This is a genomic window from Streptomyces naganishii JCM 4654 (assembly GCF_014650575.1).
Classification (GTDB): Bacteria; Actinomycetota; Actinomycetes; order Streptomycetales; family Streptomycetaceae; genus Streptomyces; species Streptomyces naganishii.
This window is the reverse complement of sequence record NZ_BMVF01000013.1, coordinates 14,426-40,243: the sequence shown is the minus strand read 5'-3', so window position 1 is coordinate 40,243 and position 25,818 is coordinate 14,426. Positions and strand designations below refer to the sequence as shown.

At 69.2% G+C, this 25,818-nt stretch carries 23 protein-coding genes and 5 pseudogenes; 20 read left to right on the top strand and 8 right to left on the bottom strand.

Annotated elements, in window-relative coordinates; genetic code table 11:
* Positions 1-27: 27 nt before the first annotated feature.
* Positions 28-738: a hypothetical protein gene (locus tag IE217_RS22995; RefSeq protein WP_190179812.1), complete on the top strand. Its 711-nt coding sequence runs from the start codon at positions 28-30 to the stop codon at positions 736-738.
* A 29-nt stretch (positions 739-767) separates the two neighbouring features.
* Here the strand turns inward: IE217_RS22995 and IE217_RS22990 are convergent, their stop codons facing one another.
* Positions 768-1,673, bottom strand: a complete 906-nt coding sequence (locus tag IE217_RS22990) for an oxidoreductase (protein WP_190179811.1) — start codon at positions 1,671-1,673, stop codon at positions 768-770.
* A 597-nt stretch (positions 1,674-2,270) separates the two neighbouring features.
* Here IE217_RS22990 and IE217_RS22985 point away from each other — a divergent pair.
* Positions 2,271-2,471: an SCO3870 family protein gene (locus IE217_RS22985; protein WP_190179810.1), complete on the top strand. Its 201-nt coding sequence runs from the start codon at positions 2,271-2,273 to the stop codon at positions 2,469-2,471.
* 88 nt (positions 2,472-2,559) lie between these two features.
* Here the strand turns inward: IE217_RS22985 and IE217_RS22980 are convergent, their stop codons facing one another.
* Positions 2,560-2,994 carry an ABC transporter permease gene (locus tag IE217_RS22980; RefSeq protein ID WP_190179809.1) on the bottom strand — a complete coding sequence of 145 codons (435 nt, stop codon included), beginning with the start codon at positions 2,992-2,994 and terminating at the stop codon, positions 2,560-2,562.
* Between the two features lie 149 nt (positions 2,995-3,143).
* Here IE217_RS22980 and IE217_RS22975 point away from each other — a divergent pair, with 149 nt between their 5' ends.
* Entirely contained in the window at positions 3,144-3,764 is a 621-nt protein-coding gene (locus IE217_RS22975) for a TetR/AcrR family transcriptional regulator (RefSeq protein WP_229865520.1), read from the top strand.
* On the opposite strand, the gene IE217_RS22970 is transcribed toward IE217_RS22975, so the two are convergent.
* Positions 3,755-4,414: an MSMEG_1061 family FMN-dependent PPOX-type flavoprotein gene (locus tag IE217_RS22970; RefSeq protein WP_190179807.1), complete on the bottom strand. Its 660-nt coding sequence runs from the start codon at positions 4,412-4,414 to the stop codon at positions 3,755-3,757. The two genes, IE217_RS22975 and IE217_RS22970, sit on opposite strands and share 10 nt — an antisense overlap.
* A 102-nt stretch (positions 4,415-4,516) precedes the next feature.
* On the opposite strand from IE217_RS22970, the gene IE217_RS22965 reads away from it, so the two are divergent.
* The 8 genes from IE217_RS22965 (at position 4,517) to IE217_RS22930 (ending at position 14,153) form a co-directional block, all read left to right on the top strand.
* Positions 4,517-5,011, top strand: coding sequence for a MarR family winged helix-turn-helix transcriptional regulator (locus tag IE217_RS22965; protein ID WP_190179806.1), 495 nt, complete (start codon positions 4,517-4,519; stop codon positions 5,009-5,011).
* Positions 5,008-5,475, top strand: a complete 468-nt coding sequence (locus tag IE217_RS22960) for a winged helix DNA-binding protein (protein ID WP_190179805.1) — start codon at positions 5,008-5,010, stop codon at positions 5,473-5,475. The genes IE217_RS22965 and IE217_RS22960 overlap by 4 nt, the downstream gene beginning before the upstream one ends.
* A gap of 258 nt (positions 5,476-5,733) precedes the next feature.
* Positions 5,734-8,322: a SpoIIE family protein phosphatase gene (locus IE217_RS22955; RefSeq protein WP_190179804.1), complete on the top strand. Its 2,589-nt coding sequence runs from the start codon at positions 5,734-5,736 to the stop codon at positions 8,320-8,322.
* Positions 8,323-8,538: 216 nt separating this feature from the next.
* Positions 8,539-9,783 (top strand): cytochrome P450 family protein, encoded by a 1,245-nt coding sequence (locus IE217_RS22950; protein WP_190179957.1) that lies wholly within the window; start codon positions 8,539-8,541, stop codon positions 9,781-9,783.
* Between the two features lie 215 nt (positions 9,784-9,998).
* Complete coding sequence (locus IE217_RS22945; protein ID WP_190179803.1) at positions 9,999-10,640, top strand: PadR family transcriptional regulator; 642 nt, start codon at positions 9,999-10,001, stop codon at positions 10,638-10,640.
* Positions 10,641-10,782: 142 nt separating this feature from the next.
* Positions 10,783-11,757, top strand: coding sequence for an ATP-binding cassette domain-containing protein (locus IE217_RS22940; RefSeq protein WP_190179802.1), 975 nt, complete (start codon positions 10,783-10,785; stop codon positions 11,755-11,757).
* On the top strand, positions 11,754-12,563 hold the full coding sequence (locus tag IE217_RS22935; RefSeq protein ID WP_190179801.1) for an ABC transporter permease: 810 nt from the start codon (positions 11,754-11,756) through the stop codon (positions 12,561-12,563). Before IE217_RS22940 ends, IE217_RS22935 begins: the two co-directional genes overlap by 4 nt.
* Positions 12,564-12,851: 288 nt before the next feature.
* Positions 12,852-14,153, top strand: a complete 1,302-nt coding sequence (locus IE217_RS22930) for an SNF2 helicase-associated domain-containing protein (protein WP_190179800.1) — start codon at positions 12,852-12,854, stop codon at positions 14,151-14,153.
* 253 nt (positions 14,154-14,406) lie between these two features.
* Here IE217_RS22930 and IE217_RS22925 read toward each other — a convergent pair whose 3' ends face one another.
* Entirely contained in the window at positions 14,407-15,300 is an 894-nt protein-coding gene (locus IE217_RS22925; RefSeq protein ID WP_190179799.1) for a polysaccharide deacetylase family protein, read from the bottom strand.
* A 117-nt stretch (positions 15,301-15,417) separates the two neighbouring features.
* On the opposite strand from IE217_RS22925, the gene IE217_RS35550 reads away from it, so the two are divergent.
* Both IE217_RS35550 and IE217_RS22915 read left to right on the top strand, forming a co-directional pair.
* Positions 15,418-16,254, top strand: a complete 837-nt coding sequence (locus tag IE217_RS35550; protein WP_444545571.1) for a NucA/NucB deoxyribonuclease domain-containing protein — start codon at positions 15,418-15,420, stop codon at positions 16,252-16,254.
* 255 nt (positions 16,255-16,509) lie between these two features.
* A pseudogene (locus tag IE217_RS22915) lies at positions 16,510-17,208 on the top strand (class I SAM-dependent DNA methyltransferase); the annotation flags it as partial.
* An 85-nt stretch (positions 17,209-17,293) separates the two neighbouring features.
* On the opposite strand, the pseudogene IE217_RS22910 reads toward IE217_RS22915, so the two are convergent.
* Positions 17,294-17,434: pseudogene (locus tag IE217_RS22910) on the bottom strand (IS5/IS1182 family transposase); the annotation flags it as partial.
* 286 nt (positions 17,435-17,720) lie between these two features.
* Between IE217_RS22910 and IE217_RS22905 the strand changes: the two are divergent.
* From IE217_RS22905 to IE217_RS22890, 4 genes are all read left to right on the top strand, one after another.
* Positions 17,721-18,158: a phage holin family protein gene (locus IE217_RS22905; RefSeq protein WP_190179797.1), complete on the top strand. Its 438-nt coding sequence runs from the start codon at positions 17,721-17,723 to the stop codon at positions 18,156-18,158.
* Entirely contained in the window at positions 18,155-18,634 is a 480-nt protein-coding gene (locus IE217_RS22900; protein WP_190179796.1) for a DUF3618 domain-containing protein, read from the top strand. Before IE217_RS22905 ends, IE217_RS22900 begins: the two co-directional genes overlap by 4 nt.
* Before the next feature lie 5 nt (positions 18,635-18,639).
* A complete protein-coding gene (locus tag IE217_RS22895) occupies positions 18,640-18,906 on the top strand; it encodes a DUF4235 domain-containing protein (RefSeq protein ID WP_190179795.1) in 267 nt (88 codons plus the stop codon).
* Positions 18,907-19,069: 163 nt separating this feature from the next.
* Positions 19,070-19,945, top strand: coding sequence for an alpha/beta fold hydrolase (locus IE217_RS22890; RefSeq protein ID WP_190179794.1), 876 nt, complete (start codon positions 19,070-19,072; stop codon positions 19,943-19,945).
* Positions 19,946-20,058: 113 nt separating this feature from the next.
* Here IE217_RS22890 and IE217_RS22885 read toward each other — a convergent pair whose 3' ends face one another.
* Complete coding sequence (locus IE217_RS22885; RefSeq protein WP_190179793.1) at positions 20,059-20,721, bottom strand: MBL fold metallo-hydrolase; 663 nt, start codon at positions 20,719-20,721, stop codon at positions 20,059-20,061.
* Between the two features lie 50 nt (positions 20,722-20,771).
* Positions 20,772-21,656: an MBL fold metallo-hydrolase gene (locus IE217_RS22880; protein WP_190179792.1), complete on the bottom strand. Its 885-nt coding sequence runs from the start codon at positions 21,654-21,656 to the stop codon at positions 20,772-20,774.
* A 221-nt stretch (positions 21,657-21,877) separates the two neighbouring features.
* On the opposite strand from IE217_RS22880, the pseudogene IE217_RS22875 reads away from it, so the two are divergent.
* A pseudogene (locus tag IE217_RS22875) lies at positions 21,878-22,312 on the top strand (IS701 family transposase); the annotation flags it as partial.
* Between the two features lie 49 nt (positions 22,313-22,361).
* Here IE217_RS22875 and IE217_RS22870 read toward each other — a convergent pair.
* Positions 22,362-22,541 (bottom strand): annotated as a pseudogene (locus IE217_RS22870) (transposase family protein); the annotation flags it as partial.
* Positions 22,542-23,032: 491 nt separating this feature from the next.
* On the opposite strand from IE217_RS22870, the gene IE217_RS22865 reads away from it, so the two are divergent.
* Positions 23,033-24,313 carry an MFS transporter gene (locus IE217_RS22865; protein ID WP_190179790.1) on the top strand — a complete coding sequence of 427 codons (1,281 nt, stop codon included), beginning with the start codon at positions 23,033-23,035 and terminating at the stop codon, positions 24,311-24,313.
* Between the two features lie 770 nt (positions 24,314-25,083).
* Positions 25,084-25,728, top strand: a pseudogene (gene istB, locus IE217_RS22860) (IS21-like element helper ATPase IstB); the annotation flags it as partial.
* Positions 25,729-25,818: the final 90 nt, after the last annotated feature.

Below are 25,818 nucleotides of genomic sequence, written 5' to 3'. Positions count from 1 at the left end.
AAGCGCAACCGCGCGCGGACGGCGGAAGTGCATCAGCGCATCCGCGAGCGCCTGCCCCACCTGCCCGTTCTGGTCGACACGGCAGAAAAGCACCGCGACGAGCAGGCCGCCCTGCTGGCCGCCGCCCGCCAGACACCCATCGGCGAGACCTTCGACCACGCCGGGAGGACCTACCGCCGGACCCGATACCGGTGGGACAGCCGCAGCGAGTCCCAGCACGGTCCGGACGCAGTGCTCGCCACCGACGAAGAGTTCGGCGAACGCATCGAGTTGCTTCGCAAGGAAGAGGACGCGTTCTGGGCTTGGGTGATCATCGAAACCCTGAGGCATACCGGTGTCCGCGTCGAAAAACTGCTGGAGCTCACCCACCTGGCGTTGGTCTCCTACCGCCTTCCAGACAACGGCGAGGTCGTCCCCTTGCTGCAGATCGTGCCATCCAAGAGCAACGAGGAGCGGCTGCTCCTGGTCACCCCGGAACTGGCCAGCGTGCTGGCCACCGTGGTCTGCCGGATCAGAGGAGACGACGGCCGCGTCCCTCCGGCGGCCCGCTACGACCCGCACGAGCGCGTGACCGGTCCCATGCTGCCGCACCTATTCCAGCGCAAGATCGGTTGGCGTCGGGAGATCATCAGCACCCGAGTGGTCAACCGTCTCCTCAAGAAACCGTCTTTGAACCTTCCGCAAGACGTGTCGCCAGTGTCGGAGGACGCTGACACCGCTTGGAGGTGTGGTGGCTGAGCCGACGGGTGATGGCGATCCCTAAAGGCTCAGGCGGTGTCCTCGTCCGGCTTGTCGAGGAGGGCCAACTCCTCCTCGGCCAGGCGCAGGGCTCCTGCGGCGATGTTCTCTGCCAGGTGCGCCGGGTTCCTGGTGCCGGGAATGGCCAGCACATGCGGACCGCGGTGGAGAGTCCAGGCAAGCCGTATCTGGGCCGGCGTCGCATTGTGGGCGCGGGCGACGGAGTGGACGCGGGCGTTGTGCTCCTGGCCTGCGGCTGCCTCGCGCCGCAGGCCGGAGACCGCGAAGAAGGGGACGAAGGCGATGCCCTGTTTCCCGCACAGGTCCACCAGCCCGCTTTCGTCGGCGCGGCGCCAGTCCAGGCCGTAGGAGTTCTGCACGCAGACCACGGGCGCGATCTTCTGGGCCTCGGCCACGTGCTCATGCAGGACACCGGAGAGTCCGAGGTGCCGGACCAGGCCGGCTTCGCGTAGCTCGGCGAGGGCGCCGAAGTGCTCGGCGAGCGAGGCCGTGCGGGGGCCGCCGGCGCGCAGGTTCACCACGTCCAGGCAATCCCGGCCGAGCTGGCGCAGGTTCTCCTCGACCTGGCCACGCAACTGGTCGGGGCGGACCGTGTCGAGCCACTCTCCGGAGGGATCACGCCCCGGGCCGACCTTGGTCACCACGACCACATCGCCGGACCAGGACGAGAGGGCGCGGTTGATGAGCTCGTTCGCAGACCGCAGCGGCGAGAAGTAGAAGGCGGCCGTGTCGACGTGGTTGACCCCCTGCTCGAACGCGCTGTGCAGCAGGCCGACAGCGACATCACGGTCGATCGGCGCGCCGTCGGAGTTCCCCATCATGCCGTTGCCGGTCAGCCGCATCGCGCCGTAGCCGATGCGATTCACCTCCAGGTCCCCGAGCTTCCAGGTCCCTGCTGCCGCCGCTGCGCTCACCGTGCTCCTCCGCCCCTCGTTTCGTCAGGTCCTGGAGTATGGGGCCATGTCGGTGTGCTGCGACAGGTCATTGGCCTGGGCGAAACATCACGTTCCTATCCGGAACTAACCACCCTTGTCAGGCCGTTGGACTTGACGAGAGAGCGCGGAGCAGGACGAAGTTTCAGCCTTCTGCTGCCGTCCTGCCGAGGGGGTCACGCGACTCGAAGTGCGGCCTGTGGACGTGGTGCCGCGGCATTGGGGTGGATGGGTTGCCGGGTGAGCCGGCGGGTCATCAAGGTGATGGCCGCGAGGGTGAGCATCGCCTCGGAGTCGACGCGACACAGCCCGACCCAGCGGCGGCTGTTGTCTGCGTCGGCGACCTGGCCGACCGTAGAGTCGGCCGGACACCGGCCCTCCAGTTGCTCGATCCGCGCGGCCGCAAGCACCTGAGCCTGCTCGCCGATTCGCAGACAACTGGTCGGCTGCGGCGGCGTCGGCGTCAGCAGTCGCGTGTTGCCACATGCCTGAGCTGCCTTCCTCGGAGCAGGCAAAGAGCAGTCGAGGGTACGTAGACTCGGTAGCGGCCAGTCGTCTCGTAGCTTGGAGGAAACACTGATGAAGAAGGCCCCATTCGGCCCCCTTACTGCCGCGATCGCGGCGCTCGGGGTGGTGCTCGGTTTCTTCGCGCTCCAGCTTCGAGCGGACGGCTACGAGCAGTACGTCGGATCCGTGGCGAACGCCAGCGGGCTTATGTATTTCACGGCGGCCATGGTTGTGGTGACGTGGGTCCGTGACCGTCGGCCGCGCTCCGACTGAGTTCCTCGGCTAGAAGTGGCAGCGGGCGCCAGGTTGATACCTGGCGCCCGCTGCGTTTCAGGTCCGTGGTGGTCACCCAATGGCGTGCTCAGGAGGCGAGTGCCTGGCGCCAGCTCAGCGCCGCGCCGAGGTGCAGGATTGAGCGCTGGTATACGCGTGCGGTCAGCCACGCGGCCGCGCCCGTTGCCGCCGTCATCAGCGCCGCCGCCGCGGCATGTTGCCACGAGCCGACCTCGTGGACGGCGGCCAGCATCGGCATCAGCAGGCAGGAGAACGGGGGGATGTAGCGCAGTACGCCGACCCAGGTCACGGACAGGTCCTGGGCGGCTACGAAGGCTACTCCTGCGGGCAGCATGGTGATCAGCATGATGGGTGTCACCACTGACTGGAGTTCTTCTGGTCTGGATACCAGGGATCCCGCGGCCGCGTAGAGGAAGGCGAAGAAGAACCCGAGCAGGAACCAGCTCACCGCGGAGATCGTGGCCGCGATGCCGGGGAAGCCTACGCTGCTGGTGCCCTTCACCGCCGAGGCGTGCCTGATGAATTTTGCCGGCGATGTTGCAGCACAGGGGCGGGGGCGGTCCGACGGTTCGTCCTCGCCGGCTGCCGAGAGGGGGCACCGAACATCCACGACCCCTCACCCGTACCGATGAGCCAGTTACTATTTCAATCGTGACGAATAAGACGTCGCAGCGCGGACGGAGACCGGGAAAGCCGGACACGCGCCGGGTGATTCTGGCCGCTGCCCGCCGGCGGTTCCTGGAAGACGGCTATCACACGGTGACGATGCGCTCGATCGCCGACGAGGCCGAAGTCGACCTGGCCCTCCTCAGCTATTACTTCGGCTCCAAGAAGGGCCTGTTCGGTGCCGCCCTCGCCCTGTCCGCGAACCCCGCGGAGCTGGCGGCACAACTGCTGAGCGAGGGCGATCTCGACACGTTCCCCGAGCGCGCGCTCAGACGGCTGATCACGGCATGGGACGCACCCGAATCCGGCGATGCGCTCGCGGCCATGCTCAGGAACGCGGCCCAGGACGACTCCGTCGCCGCCTTGGTCAAAGAGGCTCTGGAAGGCGAGATCGTGAGCCGGCTCGCAGACGTCCTCGGCGGCCGTCACGCAAGCGAGCGCGCCGCGGCCTGCACGGCCGTGCTGGCAGGGCTGATCTTCACACGCTATCTTCTCGGGCTGGAGCCGATCAGCTCCATGGACCGGGAGGAACTGATCCGCCTGTTCAGCCCGCAGCTGCGCCTGGCCATGGGGATGCCGACGCGCAGATCGAGCCGTCACTCGTAGCGGTACTTCAGCGAATCCGCCTCCGCCTGCTCGACGTCGGCGACCGTCAGCTCCGGCATCCGCAGTTGGGCCAGCGTCACCTCCGCCGAGGTCGGCTGGGCGTCCGCCGGCAGCCACTGCTCCGGCTTCCAGGCCGCGCTGCGCAGGAGCGACTTGGGGCAGTGCGGATACACCTCCTCTATGCCCACGACCAGGGCACTGGCCGGCGGTTTGCCTACGGCGGTCAGCCGCGACAGCAACTCCGGGCGGGTGGAGACGCAGGCCCGGCCGTTCACCCTGAGCGTCGTCGTGCGCCCCGGGACGACGAACAGCAGGCCGGCCCGTCCGGTGGCGAGGACGTTCTGCAGGGTGTCCAGACGCTTGTTGCCGGTCGCGTCCGGTATGGCCACCGTCCGTGCGTCCAGGACGGCGACGAACCCGGCGGGACCGCCGCGCGGGGAAACATCGCATCTGCCCTCGGCGTCCACGCTGGCGACCAGGACCAGCGACGAGCAGGCGATCAACCGCTGCGTCTGCTCGGTGAGTTCGGTCATCTCCTTGCGCACCGCCGCCTCGCTGGGCAGCCCGTAGGCTCGGCGCAGGGCCTCCTGGTCGCGCACGGCGTCGATGCGCAGCGAGTCGAATGCGGTTTCGGCAAGGAGTGGTGTCATACCTCGGACCCTATGGCACCGTCCCCTGATTCAACGCCGGAGCCGTCGTCGGGCCACAGAAAATGATAGCCATGGACATACTAGCCATGTACTCTATCTGGCATGAGTATGGGTTCGCCGGGCCACACGCCCGGTTTCCTGGTATGGCGGCTCGCCAACAAGTGGCGCGTCGCGGTCGATCGCGCGGTGGCTCCGCTGGGCCTCACTCACGCCCAGTACTCGCTGCTCGCGTCGCTGTACGGCATGCAGCGCGCCGGCGAGCGGCCCAGTCAGCGCCGACTCGCCGACCACACCGGCCTGGAGGCGCTGTACGTCTCGAAGCTGGCTCGTGCCCTGGAGGCGGCCGGTCTGATCGAGCGCACCCGTGATCCCCGCGACCCGCGCGCCGTACAGCTCGCCCTCACCGAGCCGGGCCAGGCCGTCGTGCGGCAGGCCATCGCGGTGGTCCAGGAACTGCTTGAGCGGCTGCTGGAGCCGCTCGGCGGCCTCGACGCCCCGGGGACGCGCGCGTTCACCGACGAGCTGACGACCCTGCTCGACGTACCTCTCGCTCCATCCGTACCGAACGACCAGAGCACCCAGAGGACAACACCATGACCAGCATCGCCTCCACCACCGCACCCGCCGCCGAACCCGCCGCCAACGCCCGCGACCTCGCCCTGGCCCACTACGCCGCCCGCGGCGTCCTGGAGCACGTCCTGGCCCGGCACGGCATCACGTTCCAGCAGCAGGTCGCCCTGCGCAGCGCCCTCACCGCCGAGACCCCGCAGACGCCGGACGACCTCGTCGCCCGGGTCCGGGACTCCCTCAAGGCCGATCCGGCCGGCATCCGTGCCACTCTCGACGAGCTGCTCGCCAGGCAACTGCTCGATACGGACGGCCCGTACCTTCGTCCCACGGACGCGGGGCGCGAACTGATCGCCGCCGTCGGTGCGGAGACCGCCCCCGTCAGCGCACGCATCTGGGGCGGAATCCCCGCTGCGGACCTGACCGCCGCCGGTCGCGTACTCGCCCTGGTCACCGAGCGCGCCAACGCGGAACTCGCGGCGCTGACCGGCTGATCCGGCGACCAGCCGGCCATTGCCCGCCACAACGCGGACTCCGGCCGGAATCCGACCGGAGCCGCGGGCGAAATCCTGGCCCAAGCCGGGGGCAACACCCTGGCCGGAGCCGCGGCGAAACCCTGGCCGAAGCCGCGGGGCGACACTGGCCGACGACTTCCGCCGGCGCTTGGGCAGTGAGTGAGCCCGACCGCGGCGATCCGTGGCTCTGCCGCGCCTCGCCGGATCATCCTGGTGTCGCAATGACGGGGGGGCCACGTGGCCTCAGCGGTGGTGGGGGGCCGCCCGTCCACGCGAGAATCTGGGGTATTGGCGCGGATTCGGTTGTCCGCCCCTGGAAGAGTACGGCGAGCATCGGTGAAGAAAGAGCAGCGGACGCGCGATGTGCCCGATGCGCTCGGCGCAGCGGATACCGGAGGGCTGCCTTACGAGCAGTCCACCTTGGACGCCGCCCGTTCTCTGGCCCGGGTCGCGGCCCTGGTGGCCGCAGTGCTGGGCGCGGCGGGCCTGGCAGGCTGGATCTCCGGTATCGATGTCCTGAGGCGTGCGCCCGGGGGCGGCTCGACCATGGTCGCGAACACCGCCGGGGGCTTGCTGGCACTGGGCGTGTCCCTCTTTCTGTTGGCACGCGCCCGCATCACTCCGTGGGTGAACACCGCGGCTCGTGCGGCCGCGGCTCTGGCCGCCTTGATCGGCGGGCTCACCGTCGTGGAGTACACCACCGGGCTCGCCCTGGGTATCGACGAGCTGCTGTTCCGGGACGACACGGCACGAGTCCCGCTGGAGATGCCCGGGCGGATGGCGCCGAATACGGCTGCGGCCCTGTTGATCGGCGGCGTGGCGGCCCTGTGCGCGAGCGTCCCCAGGCTGCCCGCGTGGGGGAGTCAGATCCCGGGCCTCGCCGTTCTCGCCCTGGGGATGCTGCGGCTGTACGGGTTCGCGTACGCCGTTCCCGAACTGGAGCGGTTCGGGGCCTACAGGGGCATGGCCCTGTACACCGGGCTGGCTCTGGTGTTGCTGGGCATCGCCGCCTTCCTGGCCCGGCCGGACCGTGGTCCTGCCGGACTGCTGATGAACGCGGGTACCACGGGCGCGCTGGGGCGCCGGCTGTTCGGCACCGTCCTGGTGGTGCCGCCGCTGCTGGGCTGGCTCGTCCTGGCCGGCGACGACGCGGGACTCTTCGGACCGCGTCTGGGCACCGCGCTCCTGGTGTGCGGGCACGTGGTCGTGTTCACGATCATCATCTTCGCGACGTTGGGCGTCGGCCGCCGGATAGAGGTGGCGCATGCCCGTGCCGAGTGGCAGGTGCGGCAGAACGAACTGGTGCAGGCGTTCATGGACCACACGCCCGCGGTCGTGTTCATCAAGGACCTGGACGGCCGTTTCCTTGCCGTGAACACGACGTTTGAGAAGAGCCTGGGCCTGCCCCGTGAAGAGGTGCTCGGCCGCCGGGACCGCGACGTCATGCCGCCGGACCTCGCACGTCGCGCGCGGACGGCCGACGACGCGCTGCTGGCACAGGGGCAACCGGTGCAACGGGAGGAGCGCCTCCCCCTGCCGGGGGGGCCACGAGACGTCCTCACCAGTCTCTTCCCGCTCTTCACCGCTTCCGGCAGTCCCTACGCCATATGCGGCGTGGTCACCGACGTCACCGAACAGGTCGCGGCGCAGCGCGAGCTTCGCCGGGCCAATCAGCGCTTCCTCGCACTGCTGGAGTCCGCGCCCGACGCCATGCTGATCACGGACGGCAGCGGCACCGTCGTCATGGCCAACGCACAGGTGCGGCGGCTGTTCGGCCGGGCGCCGGAGAGCCTCGTCGGCACCCCGGTCATCGATCTGGTGCCCGAGCCGCGACGCCGACGCCACAGCGCGCTCCTTCGCGCCTATTTCCGGCAGACAGGGACGAAACCGGTCGTTCTGGACCAGGGGCTGTACGGGCTGCACGGCAACGGCGACGAGTTCCCCGCCGAGGTGAGCGTCAGCAGCCTCCAGACCGAGGAGGCGACTTTGGTGTTCCTGTCCGTTCGGGACATCACCGGGCGCAGGCAGGCCGAGGCCGAGCGCGCCGAGCGTTACGAGGTGCACCGCCGTATCGCCTACACCCTTCAGCACAGCCTCATGGGTGAGCCGCCCCGGCTGCCCGGCCTGCCCAGCGCTCACCGGTATCTGGCATCCATCCGGGACCCCGGAGTCGGCGGCGACTGGTTCGACATCATCCCTCTGGGCCGGAACCGTACCGGCCTCTTCATCGGCGATGTGATGGGCCGCGGGCTGGAGGCGGCTGCCGTCATGGGCCAGATGCGCGCCGCCTCCCACGCCCTGGCCCGGACGGACATACCGCCCGGCCGGCTCATGGCCGGACTGGACGCGTTCGTCGGCGACCTGGCGGACCAGCTCGTCACGTGCGCTTACGTGGTGGTGGACCAGGACAGCCACGAGGTCACCCTGTGTTCGGCGGGCCATCTGCCGGTCATCGCGCTGCCTCCGGACGGCCCCGCCCGCCGACTGCGGGCGCCGGTCGGTGTGCCGCTGGGCGTCAACGACTCGCGCTGGGACGCCGTGCCGTTCCGGCAGACGAGCCTGCCCCTGCCGCCGGGCAGCACGCTGGCCCTCTACACCGACGGTCTCGTCGAAAGACCTGGTTCCGACATCGAGGAGCAGATCGACACCCTCGCCCGCAGTCTCGAAGTCGCGCTGAGCGGACGTCCCACGGACCGGGAAAGCCTCGACCAAGCGGCGGAGTGGCTGGTCAAGACCCTCATCCCGGACACGGCCGCGCATGATGACGACGTCACACTGCTCCTGGTCGGACTGCCCGGTACGGATGGGGCTCATCCCCGCGCCTGAATCAGCCATGAATCAGCCTGGGCCACGGGGCCGTGACCGGCGATCACGCGCAGCGATCCACCCCGGCCGCGTACGGCGTGAGGCACGCCGCGTACGGCGTGAGGCACGCCGCGTACGGCGTGAGGCAGGCCGCGTACGGCGTGAGGCAGGCGGTCTCGTCAGATACGTGACGTGGCAGTAGCTTTGCGTAACGGTGCCGAGAATCAGGAGGTTGCGATGGAAGGCCCCTGCCCGTTAGTGATCGATCCCACCGGCCGTGACATCCAGGGCGAGGCGACCCGGATCCGTGAGCGGGGACCAGTGACCCTCGTCGAACTCCCGGACGGCGTCCAGGCGTGGGCCGTCAGTGCCCCCGAACTGCTCAAGCGCCTGCTCAGCGATCCCCGGGTCTCCAAGGACCCGCGCCGGCACTGGACGCGGTGGATCAACGGCGAGATATCCCCCCAGTGGCCTCTGTTCACCTGGGTCGCCGTGCGGAACATGTTCACCGCGTACGGCGGCGAGCACAGGCGGCTGCGTGGCCTGGTGGCCAAGGCGTTCACGGCTCGCCGCACCGCCATGCTCCGGCCCCGCGTCGAGGAGATCACCAAAGTCCTGCTGGACAGCGTCGAGGAGGCCGGGCGGCGTGGCCGAGCCGTCGACCTGCGGGAGCAGTTCTGCTACCCGTTGCCCATTCAGGTGATCAGCGAGCTGCTCGGGCTGCCCGAGGAACAGAGGGCGGAGTTGCGCGCGGTCGTGGACGGCACATTCCACACCTCCGCATCCCCGGAGCAGGTCACCGACATCTACGCCCGGTTCTACGCCGCACTCGGCGAACTCGTCACCCTCAAACGACGCTCACCCGGGGACGACCTGACATCGGCGCTGATCGCGGCGCGCGACGACGAGGACGGCACACGGCTGAGCGAGCAGGAGCTGCTGGACACCCTGATGCTGATCATCAGCGCGGGGCATGAGACCACCGTCAACCTCATCGACAACGCCATCCACCTCCTGCTCGCCCATCCCGCCCAACTCGCCCACGTCCGCGCGGGCCGCGCCTCCTGGGACGACGCGATCGAGGAGGCGCTGCGGGTGGAGGCGCCCGTGGCCAGTCTGCCGCTGCGGTATGCCGTGCAGGACGTGACGATGAGTGAACTCGGCGGCCCGGACGGCGTGGTGATCCGCAAGGGGGAGGCGATCCTGGCGGCTTACGCCGCCGTCGGCCGCCACCCGGACAAGTACGGTGAGAACGCCGCCGCCTTCGACGTCACCCGCGGCGACAAGGAGCATCTCGCCTTCGGCTACGGCGTGCACTTCTGCCTGGGCGCGCCGCTGGGGCGGCTGGAGGCCCGCATCGCGGTGCCCGCTCTCTTCGACCGCTTCCCGGGGCTCCGGCTCGCCGTCAAAAGCGGTGAACTGGAGCCGGTCGACTCCTTCATCTCCAACGGCCACCGCTCTCTGCCGGTCCACCTGTCCTGACCGGCCGCCGACGGCGACCCCACCGGTGGCGGTTGCAGGACCAGAACCTCCAGCCCTCCGATGCCCTCGCTCAGCAGGCACACGACACGGCCGTCTCCGCGGAACGCCGGGAGCAGCGTGTGGGCACGCCACAAGCTTGCCGACGACGAACGCCTACGCGGGGCGCGTAGACGGCGTGAACGTTGCCTGATGCGGCACTGGGTAGGCTGGAGCGCATGTCTGCGATCCGTCTCCTCGTGCTCGGCGCGGTGCGTCAGCACGGGCGGGCCCATGGGTACCAGGTGCGGAACGACCTGGAGTATTGGGGCGCGCACGAGTGGTCGAACGCCAAACCCGGCTCGATCTACCACGCGCTGAAGCAGATGGCGAAGCAGGGTTTGCTGCTCGCCCACGAGACCGCGCCGTCCACCGCCGGCGGGCCGCCGCGCACGGAGTATGAGATCACCGACAAGGGCACCGAGGAGTACCTCGGGCTGGTACGCGAGGCGTTGACCTCGTACGACCAGAAGCCGGACGTACTGGCCTCGGCGCTGGGCTTCATCGTCGACCTGGAGCGCGAGGAGGCTCTGAAGTTGCTGCGCGACCGGGTGCGCTCCATCCAGGAGTGGCGCAAGTCGGTCACCGAGTACTACACGCCCGAAGGTGGCCCCGACCGGCTGGGGCACATCGGCGAGATCATGAATCTGTGGGTCCACTCGGCCGACGCCGGAGAGGAATGGACCCGCGGGCTCATCGAGCGCATCGAGGGCGGTGCCTACACCTTCGCGGGGGAGGGCGAGCCTTTCCGCGGCGTGCTCGCGGAAGGGCAGGCCAACCCCTACGCGACGGGGACGCGGCATCCGGGGGACGACCGGTAACCCTCCCGTCCCGCTTTCCCTGCCCATCGGCCCGGAGTGGCCTTCCCCTCCTCAGCTAGTCAAGTTTGATTAATTTGCGAGCGGGTACTACTTTGTGCGGCGAGCAGTAGTCAAGCTTGACTACATGAGCCGGAGGAGACGCATGACCGACGCGATCGTCGTCGACGGCGTACGTAAGCGATACGGGGAGAAGGCCGCCCTGGACGATCTGCACCTGACGGTCGGACGCGGCACCGTCCATGGCCTGCTGGGGCCGAACGGTGCGGGCAAGACCACCACCGTGCGCGTGCTGACGACACTGCTGCGGCCGGACGCCGGACGCGCGACGGTGGCCGGGTACGACGTCGTCCGGCAGGCCGACCAGGTGCGCCGCTGTATCGGTCTGCTCGGCCAGCACGCCGCGCTGGACGAGGAGCTGGGCGGCCTGCAGAACCTGGAGATGTTCGGGCGCCTCTACCATCTGGGTGCCCGGCGTGCCCGGACCCGGGCGGAGGAACTGCTGGAGCGCTTCGGCCTCGCCGACACCGGCACCAAGGCGGTCAGGCATTACAGCGGTGGCATGCGGCGTCGGCTCGACCTCGCCGCCTCACTGATCACCGAGCCGCAGGTGTTGTTCCTCGACGAGCCGACCACCGGACTCGACCCGCGCGGCCGGGCCGAGGTGTGGGCCTCGGTGCGTTCCCTGGTGGGCGGTGGCACGACCGTGCTGCTCACTACTCAGTACCTGGAAGAGGCTGACCAGTTGGCCGACCGCATCTCGGTGGTGGACCAGGGCCGGGTCATCGCGGACGGCACCGCCGATGAGCTCAAGGCCCGCACCGGTGGTGACCGCATCGACGTCGTCCTGCACGACGCCGGGCAGTTGGGCGCGGCGGTGGCCCTGCTGCCGATCGATACCGGTGAGGTCTCGGTGGACGCCGACCGCGGTCTGTTCAGTGTCCCGGTCGCCGACCGGATGAGCGCGCTCACCCAGGTGGTACGAGTCTTGGAGGATGCGGGCATCGAGGCGGAGGACATCGCGCTGCGCAGGCCGACGCTCAACGAGGTGTTCCTGCATCTGACGGGGTGCTCCCAGGGCGCGGCGATCGATGGTGCGCGATCCAGGGAGGCCGTATGAGCGTGGTCGGTGCCGTGGAGACGGTGCGGGAGGAGCCCGGCGGCAAGGTCTCGCTTGCCCTGAGCGACTCCTGGACGATGACGCGCCGGGAGTTCGCCCACTGGGCGCGGCAGCCGGTGCAGGTGGCCGTCAGCCTGGTCTTCCCCGTGATGATCCTGCTGATGTTCGGATATCTGATCGGCGGTGGCCGGGAGGTCGAGGGCAAGTACATCGACTACCTCGTGCCCGGCACGCTCGCGCTCACCATGGCGTTCGGTCTGGAGAGCACGATGATCGCCGTCACCCGGGACCTCAACAAGGGTGTGATCGACCGGTTCCGTTCCATGCCGATGGCCAACGGTGCCGTCCTGGTCGGCCCTTCGGTCGCGGACACGCTGCAGTCGGCGGTCGGACTCGCCGTGATGATCGGCGTCGGGTACGCGATCGGGTGGCGGGCGCACGGCGCGGCGGGCGAGTGCCTGGCCGCCGTGGGGCTGCTGCTTCTGTTCCGGTTCGCGATGCTGTGGATCGGCATCCAGCTCGCGCTGGTCGCGGGTAGGCCCGAGGCGGTGCAGGCCGTGCAGATCCTGGTCTGGCCGGTCGGCTTCCTCTCCAACGCCATCGCGACCCCCGAGTCCATGCCGGACTGGCTGGGCACGGTCGTCGAGTGGAACCCCATGTCCCAGACCGCGGCGGCGGTGCGTGAGCTGTTCAGCGGCCACGGCGCCGAAGCGGGCCATGTCTGGGCCGCCGTGATCTGGCCGCTCGCTCTGCTCGCGGTGTTCTTCCCGCTGGCACTGCGGCGGTTCGGGGCGCTGAGCAAGTAGTGGCGCACTCCCTGTTGCGCCCGGTTGCGCTCGGCTCGGTGGTGGAAGCGGGTGGCTGCACTCCCTGTCCCCATCAGAGGTGCGGCCACGTGACGGCCCCGACGCCGAACGGCTGTTGAGGCGGTACGCGGCGGCCGTGACGGAGCGTGTCCGCATCCCACCGCACATCACCAACGTCGCCGGACCCTTCTCCCGTCTCTCCCGTCCTTCGGCTGCCGGATCAACTCGCTGCTGCCTGCCTTCGGTCACCGCCCACCGCACCGCCAGGCGATCACCGACGGCATCCGCATGACCATTTGGCAGGACCAGCGGCCGACGCCGAGAACATCGACCGGCTGCGCCCTCTCCACCGTGACGTGTTCGCCGGCACTGGCGTGCCAACCCAAGAGGAAGCGGGAACAGTGGTGCGGGATCGCGCGTGAGGACGCCCAACTCCTGGCACGCTGTGCGGTCGCCTTCGAACCGGGCGATCCGCCTCGTACCGGACGGCTGGCCTTCTGGGACCCCGACGGTGCCGGTCCACCGGACGTCCCCTGCGGCGTGACGCACGACGCCCGCCTTGCCACCGCCGACGGCTTACGCACCTTCACGGTGTGCCGGCTGCCGGTCGCCGACGCGCTGCCGGTCCTGACCCTTGCCCGGCGAACGCACGGCAGCCAGGCCGACGGCGTCGTTCACCCGTCGGCCGCGTTCTGGGGCGCCGCCACCGCCCTCGCCCTGCATCTGGTCGCCCGCGAAAGATTGTTGCCCGGCGTCTCGGCCGGCGGGTACGACGCCTGGCGGGCCGGCCCACTCGACCCCGAGGACGTGCTGCGGCTGCGGGAACTGGCCGCCGCCGCACCACCCGAGGCGTTGGCCGTACCCGTGTCCGGCCACACCCTGCTGCCCGAGCCGGTCCGCGCGGTGCGCGCCTTCCTCGACGCCGTCGCCGACACCCTGCCCCGCACCGCCGCCGCCGAGGCGGCCACCGGACGCGCCGCGTTCGCCGCCGTACAACCCCAGCACGTACCGCAGTTGCGGGCATGGGCCGAGGAGATCGCCGTCGGTACCGACGCGGGCGTGCGGGTCTGCCTGGCCTTGCGGCTCGTCCACGGGGAGGACGGCGAGCCGGGCGGGCAGATCGTGCCGCTCGTCCGCGACCTCGCCGACCCGACCGTGGCGCTGACCGCCGCGGAACTCTTCGACGGCGCATCGCACGCGCTGGGCCCGCGCGCCCAGGCCGAGACGGTGCGCGCTGTCCGCGGCGCCGCCGATGTGTGGGACCCGCTGTCACGCCTGTTGCCGGTGCCGCGCGCACTCGACCTCGACGACGAGGAATTCGGCGACCTGCTCGGCGGCGCCGCGTCCCGGCTGCGGGCGCACGGCATCGACGTGCAGTGGCCGCGAGAGACGGAGGACCTGCTGACCGCGCGGGCGGTGGTGGGCGCCGACCGCACCCCGCCCACCGACCTGCGCTCCGCGAGCCCCGCGACGGCCGCCGCCGCACCGGCGACCGCGTCGCCGACGCGGGCGTGGACAACGCCCGGCGGCCCCCGGAGGCCACCGCACCGGCCTGGGCGCACGGTCGGTCACGGCGCGTTGTCAGAGTGAGGTCATAGAGAGGCCGGGCGCCCCCTTCCCGCCCCAGGAGGTACACGACGCCCTGACGCTGCCCAAGTACGTTCAGGTGCTGCTGTGACGCCCGGGAGCGCGAGTCGTACTGCCCCCCATCGCCGTCACGGACCAGTTGATCGCCTCGGTGGTGTTGGACGGAGCCGGTCGGCCGGTCCGCGGCACGCGGCGTTCACCTCGTCGCGACACCCGGCAGGCTCGTTGGCGGGCAAGAACCGTCTGTTGGCCCTGGTCAGTGCACCGCATCGGACAGACGTACGAAGGTGTGGCCTCTCGCCAGCAACTTCGGTACGGCGGCGGCGATGCCCTGGGCGGTGCCGCCCTCGGGATGGTTCATGTGGCAGATGACGATGGAGCCGCCGGGCGCGGACGCCACGGTGGTGCGGACCTGCTCGGGGGTGAAGGTGGCGCCGCCGTCGCCGTTGACCGAGAAGCTCGCGAAGCGTTCTCCCAGATCAGTGACGATCCGTGCCGCGACGTCGTCGCAGTACGCCGTGCCGGACCGGAAGAAGCGCGGCGGGGTGCCCAACAGCCGGGTGAGCTCGGCGCGGTTGCCGGCGATCTCGTCGTACACCTCCCCGGCGTCACGGGTGCCGGGGATGCCGTAGGCGGAGCGCCCGGTGACCGACAGCGGACGGTGCCGGGTGCCGTGGTTGGCGATCTCGAACAGCGGCTCGGCGGCCAGTCGGCGGAAGAGGGACGGGTTGGCCTCGATCCAGCGGGAGTTGATGAAGAGGGTCGCCGGTACCTCGCGCTTGCGCAGGAAGTCGATCAGGGCCTGGTCGTAACCGCTGCCGCCCCGGCCGCCGCAGGCGTCGAAGGTCAGGGCGATCTCACGCTTCCCCCTCGGCAGCGCGTGCACCACGCCCGGGCCATCGAAGCCCCAGGAGTGCGGCACGGCATGCCGGTAACGGGCCACGATCTCGGCACGGGAGATCGCCGGCGCCGTCGCCGAGGGGACGGATGCCGGAGCGTCCGCGGTGGCGTTCGGCGTGGGCGTTGTATCCGGTGCGGGCACCGTGGGCGGCCCGGACGTGGCGCCGTTCGTCGCGCTCCTCGGGCCCGCGCATCCGGCGAGCACGCCACCGGCCAGGGTTGCCAGTACGGCCCGGCGACCTGTCGTCATCCACACTCCCACTTGGTCAAGAAGGTCTGGGCGGACGGCCGCCGCACCACCGTAACGGTACGGGCCGAAGATTCACGACCGGGAAGGCACCGGTAAGGGTTCCCCAACAATCCGGTCATGCCATCCGCAGGCAGGAGGGCGGCGAATGTGGCCCGGACTGCTATCTCTCTCGTCTCCTCCCGGCGCCGGCCCCGGCGCCGGAGAGCTGGGAGCTCCGGCCGTGTGTTGCCGTGGACGCACCAGCGGAAAGGCTGTCGCCGTGGGCCGCCCGGTGCCCCGCCCGGCGGGGCGAGGGCGGTGTTCCCCGTGGCTGCCCGCACTCTGCTCCTCTCCACCACGGCGCAGAAGGTGCCTGGCCAGACGGTGGAAGATCCACTGCATCGCACGGTGAGCAGCGTCCGCAACGACAAGAACCGGTTTGAAGCGGTCAAGCAATGCAAGCGCTACTGGGGGCAGAACCACGCCAGCGGAGGCAAGGAGTGCGACGAGTACCCCTTTGCCAGCACTTACGAAGGAGCCGCCGAGCATGGAAGGCGCCTTCATCGCGTCGCGCAGCGCGTTCGCGCGATACGCCTCCTCCAGCATGGCGTCGACAACCGGCTGGTCCAGCCAGCGGTAGTAGGGCTGTCCGGCGAGCTTCAGCACCCGGCACGTCACCGTGACGGGCACCCCGTCCACGGCCAGCTCCTTTATGAGCGGGTAGATCCTCTTCCCGGCAGATGCGCCCTGCGACAGATAGGCCGCAGCCCGCCGCAGGCCCTCGTTCTCCTGCTCCAGCAGCTTGATCCGCCGACCCGCTTCCCGCAGTTTTGCGCTCTCCTGGCTGGTTGTTCCGGGCTCGGTCCCATCATCGATGTCCGCCCGGCACATCCACTTCCACAACGTCATCGAATGGACTTTGGGGCCTTGACCCTTGATCTTGGACACACGAGACACCGGATCTTGAGGATCTGAGAACGGACATCTCGTGGTCATGAAGAACTCCGGCCTCGGGGACGCCGGGCGGAGGCGCCCGCCGAGCCGCCCACGCCGTTGGAGGCGGAGAACGCCGCTCTGCGCAAGAAGGTCCGTGAGCTGGAGGAAGAGCGCGAGATCCGGCGCAAGGCGGCCAAGTATTTCGCCGGGGAGACGCGCTGGTGAACCGCTTCCAGTTCGTCGCCGACCATCAGCGCCGTCACGGCGTGAAGCGGCTGTGCACCATCCTGGGCATCGCCCGCTCCAGAGTTCGATCCCGGTGTCATCGCCCAAACGGTCGACTTCTTGGAATCACTGGCCGACGGCGGCCGCGCCCTTGAGCTGGGCATCGGGACAGGGCGCATCGCTTTGCCCTTGGCGCAGCGGGGAGTCCCGGTCCACGGCATCGACCTGTCCCAAGCGATGGTCGACCAGTTGCGTGCGAAGCCGGGCACCGAGGCGATCGGCGTCACGGTTGGCGACTTCGCGACGACGAAGGTGGGCGGAACGTTCTCCGTCGCCTATCTGGTCTACAACACGATCATGAATCTGACCACGCAGGCGGAGCAGGTGGCCTGCTTCCGTAACGCGGCGGAGCATCTGGAACCGGAAGGCTGCTTCGTCATCGAGGTACTGATCCCTGAACTGCGAAGGCTTCCAGCCGGGCAGAAGGTGGTGCCCTACCGCGTCAGCTCGACCGGATGGGCCTTCGACGTCTACGACGTTGCCACCCAGGCGCCGACGTCGAACTACATCAGCGTCGTCGATGGCCATGGCGAGTACAGATCGATTCCCTTCCGATATGTATGGCCGTCGGAACTCGATCTGATGGCCCAGATCGCCGGCCTGCGGTTGCGGGAGCGGTGGGACGGGTGGACCCGGGAGCCCTTCACCAGTGAGAGCCGTCAGCACGTCTCGGTATGGGAGAAACCTGCCGACTGGTCTCCGGAATGAGGCCAGTCCTTCAGTCTTCCGCCATGTGTGGCCGCCTGGTGAGCCTGCGTGTGTGGGGGGTGGCATGAAGGACTTGTCCGGCGGGTTACTGGCGGAGCCAGAGCCGGATTGCCGCGGCCGTGACGGTCCCGTGAAAGACGTAGGCCCGCTTGTCGTAACGGGTTGCGACCGCCCGGGAGTTCTTGAGCCGGTTAATGGTCCGCTCGACCTCGTTGCGACGCCGGTAGCGGTCCCGGTCGAAGCCGGCGGGTCTGCCACCGACGTTGCTGCTGGCGCCGCCATTGGCCTGAGCAGCGCCTGGCTCACCCGCCGGGCTCCGCGCCTGATCCTGCGCCACTGGCCCTGGCTGGCAGGTTCGGGGTGGGCCGGGGACACGCGAAAACAGGCAGACATGCCGGCCGTACGCCCGCCCTGAACTCGCCTACTCGGGGTACTCGCGCCCTCATCGTTGCGGTCGGACGCATGACGCAGTCCGGCCCGTAGGAACTTAAGAGGGACGGGAGGTGACCGTCATGTCGAGCACGCAGCCGCACCGTGCCGGGTCCGGCCAGAACACGGACCGCTTGGGTCAGGAGCCGGTGGGGGAGCTGGTGCAGCGGGCCTCGCAGCAGCTGACTGAGCTGGTGCGGGGCGAAATGCGCCTGGCGCAGGCGGAGATGCGGGAGAAGGGCAAGCGCTACAGCAAGGGCGGCGGCCTGTTCGGCGGCGCCGGCGTGGTCGGCTTCCTGATGGCGCAGGCGCTGGTGGCCACCGCGATCGCCGCACTGGCGGTGCCGTTGCCGGTGTGGGCGGCGGCACTGATCGTGACCGCGGTGCTGGGTGTGATCGCCGCGGTGATGGCCATGAGTGGAAAGAAGCAGGTCGACCAAGCCGGGTCGCCCACTCCCGAGCAGACGGTCGAGAACGTGAAGGCCGACGTGGCCGAGATCAAGGAGAGCGCACACCGATGACCCAGCCGCCTCACGACAAACCCACCGCCTCCAGCCCCGAGGAACTGCGCGAGCAGGTCGAGCAGACCCGGACCGCGCTTGGAGGGACGGTTCAGGCGCTCGCAGCGAAGACCGATGTCAAGGCGCGCGCCCAGGAGAAGGCCGCCGAGGTCAAGGAGCAGGCTGCCGCGAAGGCCGGGGAGCTGAAGGAGCAAGCCACGGTCAAGGCCGTGGAACTGAAGGCGAAGGCTGCCGGTTTGGCTCACCAGGCACAGGACCGGCTGCCCGATCCGGTCAAGGACAAGGCCGCCCAGGCCGCCGAACAGGCCCGGGCCAAGGCCGCCCAGGTCGGCCAGCTCTGGCAGGAGAAGGCGCCGGGGCCGGTGCGGGAGAAGACCGCTCAGGGGGCGCAGCTGGCGCGGGACAACCGCAACTTGCTCCTGGCGGCGGGTGTGGCCGTCGTGGTGTGGTTGGCCTGCCGCAGCCGGAAGGGCTGATCCGGATGAAGGCATCGAAGATCGCTTACAAGCCGGTCGGTCTCGCGCTCGGCGCCGTCAGCGGCATGGCCGCGGGAGCGTTGTTCAAGCAGACGTGGAAGATGCTCGGCCACGAAGAGGACGCCCCGGACGCCACCGACGAAGAACGCTCCTGGCGCGAGGTCCTGCTCGCCGCCACGCTCCAGGGCGCGCTCTTCGCCGGAGTCAAAGCAGCCGTCGACCGCGCCGGCGCCACCGCCGTCCGCCGCCTGACCGGAACTTGGCCCGGCTGACACGCACGAGGAGGTGGGGGGGCTGGTACGACACGAATACCGGCCCTCCCACTGGCATGACCGGTCACCGGCGCGGACACATGGCCGCTACCGGTCGGGGAACGGGAGTGATGGTGCCGCGCGGGCGTAAGAGGCGGCACGTGAGCCGCCCTGAGGAGGCCGGGTGTTCGAAGAGTTCGAGACCGCGCAGATCGATGTCGGTGAGGCTTCCGTTTTCGTCCGCTTCGGTGGGGACGGTCCGCCGGTGGTGCTGCTACACGGGCATCCCCGCACATCGGCGACCTGGCACCGGGTCGCTCCGCTGCTCATACGAGCTGGTCACACGGTGGTGTGTCCGGACCTGAGGGGATACGGGCGCTCCAGGGGGCCACGCTTCACGGCGAATCACGCCGGCTATTCCAAGCGTGCGGTCGCCGGGGACGTCGTGGCCGTGATGCGCAGCCTCGGACATCACCGATTCTCACTCGTCGGACATGACCGCGGAGGCGCCGTGGCTCTGCGCCTCGCGCTCGACCACCCCGAAATCGTCTCCCGTGTGGTGTTCGCGGACTGCCTGCCGCTGACGGAACATCTGTCGAGGATCACCGTCGAGTTCGCCACTCAGTGGTGGCACTGGTTCTTCTTCGCGCAACCGGGCATCCCCGAGCGCGTCATCACCGCCGATCCTGACAACTGGTACCGCGGCGACCCCGAGACCATGGGAGAAGAGAACTACCAGGAATGGCGACAGGCCACACGCAACCCCAACGTGGTACGAGCGATGCTCGAGGACTATCGCGCTGGCCTCACCATCGACCGGCAACACGAAGAAGCCGATCGCGGCACCGGTGCGCGCATCGCCTGCCCGACACTGATCCTCTGGTCCCTGCAAGACGACATGGAGGATCTGTACGGAGATCCCCGTGCAATCTGGAGCCGGTGGGCCGACGACGTTCGCGGACACGGCATCGACGCCGGGCATCACGTCGCTGAACAGGCGCCCCAGGCATTGGCCTCCGCGCTTACCGACTTCCTTCGACCAGCCCCAGACCTCGAGTAACTACCGCTTAGTACTGCAGCCGTAGATCGTGATACGACGCGCCTGGTTCCCCTGATCTGCCCAAGCTGAGCCTGATGTAGTGGCCCACAAGCAGGAGTTGCGCGGGATCGCGGTCAGCGTTGCTGGGCCAGGAATGCCTGGAACGCCTCCACCGCCGGTCCGGTCAGCGGAGCGCCGTGGCCGAAGCCGACTGCGGTGACGTTAGTGGGAATTCGAGCGGCGCCGGAAGCGCGGGCGGCGGGCTCGGCGGCGAAGGTGGCCGGCCCGTAGCCAAGGCGGCGGGCGTGGAACACTGCGTCGCCGACCAGCACCGTGCGGGTGGGTTCGTGCAGCAGCGCAATGTGGCCGGGGGAATGGCCCGGCGTGTGAATTACGCGCAACCCGCCGGAAGCAGCGATGAGTTCGCCGTCTTCAACCGTCGCATCAGGTTTGAACGGCGTCCAATGCGCGGCCGGAAGCTGGTCGAATCGCCGGGCTGCCGGGCTGGACCGGCCATCCGCCGGCACCCGCCCGTCGGCCAGCCAAGCGGCGTCGGCGGCATGGATCAGGACGCGGGCACCGGTGTGCTCGCGCAGTGCGGGCGCGCCCTGCACGTGGTCGGGGTGCGCATGGGTGAGCACGATCCGGTTCAGGTCGGCAGGGTCTCGACCCAACTCGGTCATCGTATGCAGCAGCAGATCGACGGCTTTGCCGCTGCCGACATCGACGAGGGTCAAGCCGTCATCACCGTCGATCAGGTAGGCGTTGTTGGTCTTGGATGTGGCGATGTGGATCACGCCAGGAGCAAGGAGTGGCACGGGTTCTCCTCGGTGCGGAGCGGGGTGAGTTACCAGCGCAGTGCGGTGAAGTCGATGGGTCGGGGTGAGAGGTCTGCGGTGCGGGTGGCCAGGCCGTGCATCCGGCGGGCGAACTCGTCGGCAGGCAGCTGCTTGCGGTCGCCGTGGCCGGGCAGCAGCCATTCGAAGCGCACCCGCGGTGTTGTACGGGCCAGCGATGCGGCCAGTTCGGTGATGGAGTACCAGGTGACCGACTCGGCGACGGCGATGTCGCCGTCAGTCCGGGACCAGTAGAGACTGTCACCGCTGAAGCAGTAGGTGGCGTCGGCGAGGTATAGCACGCTGCCCTCAGTGTGCCCGGGCAGCGGGTGCGCGGTCACGCCGTCGGCGATCTCGATCGGCTCGGTGCCCCGGAGAATGCCGCCGGCGCCTGGCGCGGCGGCCAGGTCTCCTTCGTGGATCCACAGGCGGGCGCCGAACCGGTCGGCGTATTTGCGGCCGTGCGCGGCGTGGTCGCGATGGGTGAGCAGCACGTCGGTGATCGGTCCGAGGGTCGCGTATTTCGTGGCCAGGGCAGGACTCCAGCGCGGCGTGTCGATCATCATCAGGTTTCCAGCAGGCCGGCGCAGCAGGTAGGAGTTAGCGCCGGCGGTGTGCGGCGAGTTGTGCCCGCACAGGTACACGTGCTCGGCAAGGCGTAGGGGAAAGGGATCAAGTGCCGGGTGCGGTCCGCGCGTGCCGTGCCGGATCGATCGGGTGTGGCACGCGAATGCCGCGGCGTACAACGTCTTTTCCTCCGCGTCCGTGCGCGGCTGGCGGACGATCGAGGAGCGGCCGGCGACCTCGGCGACCAGTTCCGGCGCGAGTTGCCGGGCGACGTCGCAGTTGGTGCAGCGACGATCGACGCGCCAAGCGGCGTCGACCGGCTCGTTCATGGCGTGATGCCTCCGCGCAGGGTGGTGAAGATTGGCGCCCAATTGAATATCACGTACCAGGCGAGATAACCAATCGCGGACTGTTATTGACTTTGCCGGAAATTGCTGTTCTCGGGCGCCTTCTTTCATATGCGGTTGACGATTTTGGAAATAGTGCTCTGTCCAGGTGGCATACTCGGCTGCTGTCTGCAAGTAAAGGTCATTGCGCGCGCCCACGTGCGTTGATCCGCCGCAACCGGAGAAGCGGCGAACTCGCCTTCTACCGCTGCTTCTCACCGCGTCCGGTGCCGCTGTGCGACCTGGTCCGCGTGGCCGGGCGGCGCTGGACGGTGGAGGAGACGTTCCAGGCCGCAAAGGGCCTGGTTGGACTGGATGAGCATCAAGTCCGTCGCTGGGCGTCATGGCACCGCTGGGCCACCCTCGCGATGCTCGCCCACGCCTTCCTGGCCGTCACCGCAGCCGTTGAACGCCGTAACCATCCCACGCCTGACGCTCTGATCCCGTTGACCAGCAACGAGGTCCAGCACCTGTTCAGCGCGCTCGTCAGCCCCGTCCACGACCTCGCGTACCGACTCCTCTGGTCACACTGGCGGCGGCAACACCAGGCGCGCGCCCGTGACTCTCACTATCGGCGGCAAGCGGCCGCCCAACCATGAACATCACGATCTACGGCTGGAGTATTAGAGGCCGTTTTCGCCCGATGTTTTATCCCAGAGTCGTCTGTTTGGTCTGTGGTGTCGGGTCGCGCCAGGAGATGGTGTTCTCGTCGGTGGGGCGGCGGGCCATGAGGTCGGTCATGGCAATGTGGATCACGACTTCGGAGCGAGTGGGCAGGGTTTCGTAGTCACGGGCCAGGCGGCGGTGCAGCATGAGCCAGCCCGGGCTCGGTGGTGGCGCCGAAGAGGCGTTGGCAGGCGGTGGCGTAGCGCGGCGGGCTCTATACGAGCATCATCTCGACACCGGAGCAAACCCCCGGATCGGGTCGAACCCATACCACTTCTTTGGACGTAACCCCTTGGGCGCCCGGTACGCGACCACATGTGAAAGTAGACGATCCCGGTCCAGGGGTGATCTTGTGAAGGTGCACCGCTACCTGTGACGCGCAGGACTTGGAACGCGCTGAACTGAGTGACCCCGGGCGGATCACGCCGCTTGCAGTCCAAGGGAGTTACGCGGGTAGCGCCAAGACAGCGGCGGGCCCGTTTGCGCCCCCGTGGCGGCCCCGCCCCCCCTGTTCCCCTGCAGCGTTTCGAGCGGAGTTCACATGCACCCTTATCCCGCGCCCATGGTTTGGCTGACGGTGACGTTCTCGGAGTGAGAAGCGGCCAACGCCCCAGCTGTCCGTCCGTGCCCGCCCAGTGAAAGCCCCCCACGTCGTGACCGTCTCCTTGCACGAGGCCCAGCCGGCCGGCCGGCACGCTGCCATCCCACCAGGCAGCCTGTTCCGGCAGATCTACGCACCACGGGTCTGCGATGCCCTCGCCTACTCCATGTCGACCTATGCCATGCCGCTCGTCGTGCTGGCCACCACCGGCTCCGCGTCGCTGACGGGCCTGGCCTTCGCACTGGAGTGGATACCCCGGGTGGCCGCGTTCGGCTTCGCGGGCGCCCTGGTGGACCGCAGCGGCGCGGCGATCGTGTCCTTCCTCGCCTCGCTCGCCCGTGCCTTGTTGGTGGCGGGCGCTGCTGCCGCGCTGATCGCACTGCCGCCGGGGACGGTCGAGACCGTCACCGTCATGGCGCTGGCCGCCGTGACCGGGGCGCTGACGCAGCTCAGCTTCATCGCCAACGAGACGGTCGGCGCCATCGTCAGCCGCCGCACCGACAGGCAGGCCCACAAGGTGCAGTCGGTGCTGATCGGCGTCGACCAGACGGCCACCGTCATCGGCCCGGCTCTGGGCGGCGTTCTGCTGCTCACCGGCCCGACCCTCATGCTGGCGTGCCTGAGCGTGCTGTCCTTCCTGTCCGCCGCACTCGCGCTGCAGACACCGCCCACCCCACTGCGTGCCGCACGACACGGCGGGCCGGCGCCGGGCGGCGGCCTGCGGGAAGGATGGCAGACCTTGCGCTTGCTGCCGTCCCTGCGACGGCTGGTGGCCGGACTTGCCTGCTCCAACCTCATGCTCGGACTGCTGCAATCGGCCAGCCCCATCCTCGTGGAGGACCGCTTCGGCCGCTCCCCGGCCGCCGCCGGCGTGCTCTGGTCCATCGCCGCTGTCCCTACCTTGGCCGCAGTCGCCTGCTTTCGGGCCAGTCTTGACCGGCTCGGCCTGTGGGGGGTCGGCGTCATCAGCGCCACCGTCGCGGCCGCCGCCTGCCTCGCCGTGCCCCAAGCCCCCTCCTACATCGGCTACGTGACCCTCGTGGCCCTCTTCATGGCCGCCGACGGAGGACTTACCGTCGTCCTGCGCACCCTCCGCTCACAGGTCATCCCGCCCGCGGCCTTCGGCACGACCCTCTCCCTGACCATCCTGCTCCTACTGCTGCCCTTTCCCGTCGCGGGCGTGCTGCTCGCCCTCACCCCGCCGCCGTATTTGGACGGCCTCATCGGGGCGTGCGCCGTGATGCAGGCGCTCGCTCTGCTCGTCACCTTCCTACGCCTACGCAACGACCCGATCCTCCGGGCCAGGACATCACCAGCCCGCCACCAGGCCTGACCTGGCCTCGTTGCGGCACGAGGAGTGCGGGGCGGTGTAGGCGGTGATCTCTTCTCGGTAGTTGCTGAGCGTGGCGAGGACCGCTGCTGTGGACAGGTCGGGGACGGCGAAGGCCGAGGCCTTGACGCAGCAGACGCCCGGGCCTGTGCCCCGGGTCTTGGCATCCTGGAGTGTGGCATTGGCGGCCGCCCTCGCCGCGGTGCGGGCGTAGGGGCGTCGATGCCGGAGGCCGAGGCAGTGCCGGCCAGATCGGTTCGACTTTGCAGTCGCGTGCTTACGGTCAGTAATGGTCGCGAGGTGGCGGGTGCTCGGACACGCCCCCGGCGCCCAACCCCCGGGAGGAGTGAGCACATCCCCCGGTAACGGACGCCTCGGCATCGGCGGCTTCGGCGGCCTGGGCGTCTGCGTGGCCAGAAACCTCTACCGGGAGTGCGGTGGGATGCGGTTCGCCGGATTCGTGAGCCGCGGATCAGCGCCGTGACCGGTCCATGCGCTGCCAGCAGGCGACCACGGTGGTCCCTACAGGTGGTCACGGGCCCAGCTGGTGAGCCATCGGTGAGGAGAGTGCCGAAGGCGGTGGCGGCGCCGCGGACGAGGCCCGTGAGGGCGGCACGCGTCATGTTGCGGCGCAGACGGCGTTGTCGTTGGGCGGAAGGCGGGTGGACACGGTGCGGGGCGCCTTGCCGGTCCGCAGCGGCTTCGCGAGCGCGAGGGAAAGCAGTAGCTGGGGTACCCACGCTCGATGACAAGTGCGGACTGCGTTCCACCTGCTCGACCTGGTGCTGTCCGAGGAACTCGCTGTCCGCGACGACCGCCGCTTCCGTAACGGCCTGCGGCTGTCCAAGCTGCCGCACCACAAGACGCTGGAGGATTACGACTTCTCCTTCCAGCCCGACCTCGACCCGCGCAAGGTCAAAGACCTGGCCACTCCCTCCTTCGTCGAGGACAAGGCCAACGTCGCTCTGCTCGGGCCGCCCGGGGTCGGCAAGACGCACATCGCCGCCGCCCTGGCCGTCGCGGCCTGCCGGGCCGGCTACTCGATCTACTTCACCAGCCTCGACGACATGGTCCGCCACCTCAAAGCCGCCGAGGACCAGGGCCGGCTGATCAGCAAGCTCACCAGCTACCTGCGGCCCAGCGTCCTCGTGGTCGACGAGGTGGGCTGTCAGCCGTTGGAGCGGGCCGAGGCGAACCTCGTCTTCCAGGTCATCTCCAAGCGTTACGAGAAGGGCTCGATCATCTTGACCTCGAACAAGACCTTCAGCGAATGGGGCCAGGTCTTCGGCGACGAGGTCCTGGCCACCGCGATCCTCGACCGCCTCCTGCACCACTGCGAAGTCGTCTCGATCAACGGCGACGGCTACCGGCTCAAGAACCGCCTACAAGCGATCGAACGGGACACCGATGTCGCCTGACCAGTGGTGCACATAACCTCGTACTCGGTGCTGCACTCAGAGGCGTACCTGGACACTGACCACTCAACAACCAAGATCAGCCGTTGAATT